The organism is Mesorhizobium sp. WSM4837, from assembly GCF_055811435.1.
Genome location: NZ_JBVVQE010000175.1, coordinates 1 through 2,160, shown reverse-complemented (window position 1 = coordinate 2,160; position 2,160 = coordinate 1). Strand labels below are relative to the sequence as shown.

Here is a 2,160-nt window from a genome sequence, read left to right as displayed (position 1 = left end):
CTTTCCCAGACACGCTAAGGTCGAACGAAGCACGAACATCTGTTTGTCCTCTGGACAAGATTACCAACTCGATTGCGATCGATCTTGCAGCGACCATAAGCTCGGCTCCTTCGTAGCGAGGAGCGAACGAATGGGCCGAAGAAGGCTAGTCAATGCGGCAGAGGCAAAGGTTCTTTTTGGCCTCCCGGCTGACGAGGATAGTCTGCTCCGGCACTACACTCTCGATCCAATTGACCGGTTGGAATGTGAGGTGCGTCGCCGCCCGCATAATAAACTGGGCTTCGGCGTCCAGCTTTGCGTCATGCGTCATACTGGCCGTCTCTTGGGAGAAGACGAGCAGCCTCATGCGACGGTCATCCGCTACTTGGCCGACCAGCTCGGAGTAGACTCGCAGGATTACGCCATCTACGCGCGTCGAGTGCAGACACGTTTCGAGCACAGCCGCTTCCTGACCGAACATCTCAGCCTACACATAGCCAACAAGAACGACCGGCGTGCAGCCCTTCTGGCTATCGACGCAGCGGCTGCCGGGGACAAGGGGTACCCGATCGTCACCGCGGTGATATCTGCGTTTCGGCAGCGCGGGGCACTACTCCCTTCTCAGGCGGCGATCGAGACGATTGGATTGGCCGGTCGCGCCATCGCACGCCGACGCGCAGAAATCACACTCCTCGAAGATATCGCCGCCGAGAAGTTGGAAGCGCTCGACGCTCTGCTCCACGTCGATCCAGCTATTGGTCAAACGCGATTCCATTGGCTGCGATCAGCGCCGGACGCGCCCGGTGCTTCGAACCTAATTGGACTGACCGAACGGATTGCCTTCCTGCATACGCTCGAAATCGATCCTCAATTGCAGGCGCGTATTTCATCTGGACGCTGGGATCAGATCATTCGGGAAGGTGACGCCACTCCTGCGTGGCTCGCCACAGATTTCGGCGCAAATCGCCGGCGTGCGACGATCATGGCGCAGGTCATCAAACTCGGTCAGAAACTCACCGACGATGCCGTAACGATGTTCATCAAGCTGGTTGGGCGGCTGTTCTCACAAGCCAACAATCGCAAGAAACAGCGTCACATGGACGCTCGGCCGGAGACTTCAAAGATACTGCGAATGTTCCTCGATACGATATCCGCCCTCCAGGCGGCGAATGACAATGGCGACGATGCGATCGAGACGCTCGACCGCGAAATTGGCTGGACACGACTGCTTCGGATGAAGCCCGAGCTGGCCGCTATGGTCGAAGACAACGAGACTTCACCTCTGGCTTTAGCAGCCGAGCAGTATGCGACCGTCCACAAATATGCGGGTGCGTTCCTGCAGGCATTCACGTTCCGCTCGGCCCGCCGACACGATCCACTTCTTGCGGCGGTCGGTGTGCTGAGACGCCTCTACTCGGAGAGGCGCCGGACACTCCCGGAGCGCGCCCCGATCACGCACCTCAGCCAAGCCGATCGGAAACTCATCTTCGGACAGGAAAAGCCAGACCGCCGTCTTTATGAAATTGCAACACTCGCCGCCTTGCGAGACAGGCTTCGTTCGGCCGATGTCTGGGTCGACGGCAGCCGCTCGTTCCGCCCGATCGATGAGCACCTCATGCCTCGACCAACCTTCACTGCGATGAAGGAAGAAGACCGACTTGGCCTTGGCGTGCAAGCTGATGGAGCGGCCTGGTTGGCTGAAGCTCGCCAACTGCTGGACTTCAACCTCAAACGCCTTGCCCATAGGGCACGAGTTCGAAAGCTTGAAGGCGTTCGCCTCGAAGCCGGGACGCTGATCGTCACACCAACCGCCGGCGATGTTCCCGTGGCCGTCGAGGAATTGAACGCCGAGATCTCCGAGTTCTATCCGCTGGTTGAGGTACCGGACCTCTTGAGGGAAGTGCACGAATGGACCGGGTTCGCCGACCAGTTCACCCACGTCCGAACTGGAGATGCACCCCGCAACGTATCCGCAATGCTGGCCGGAGTATTGGCCGATGCGACCAACCTCGGCCCGAAGCGTATGGCCAGCGCGTCCAAGGGCATCAGCGCCCATCAGATCGGCTGGATGCGCACATTCCACGCTCGCTCAGAGACATACCGTGCTGCACAAGCATGCGTTACCGACGTGCACACCCGACACCCGCATTCCCGTCTGTGGGGTGATGGAACGACCGCGTC

Annotated in this window: 1 protein-coding gene; it reads left to right on the top strand. The window is 59.5% G+C overall.

Features of this window, described 5'->3' with window-relative positions:
• Positions 1-130: 130 nt before the first annotated feature.
• Positions 131-2,160 (top strand): DUF4158 domain-containing protein (locus tag AC0L3D_RS36460; RefSeq protein ID WP_473647508.1); only part of this gene is annotated, 2,030 nt, incomplete at its 3' end.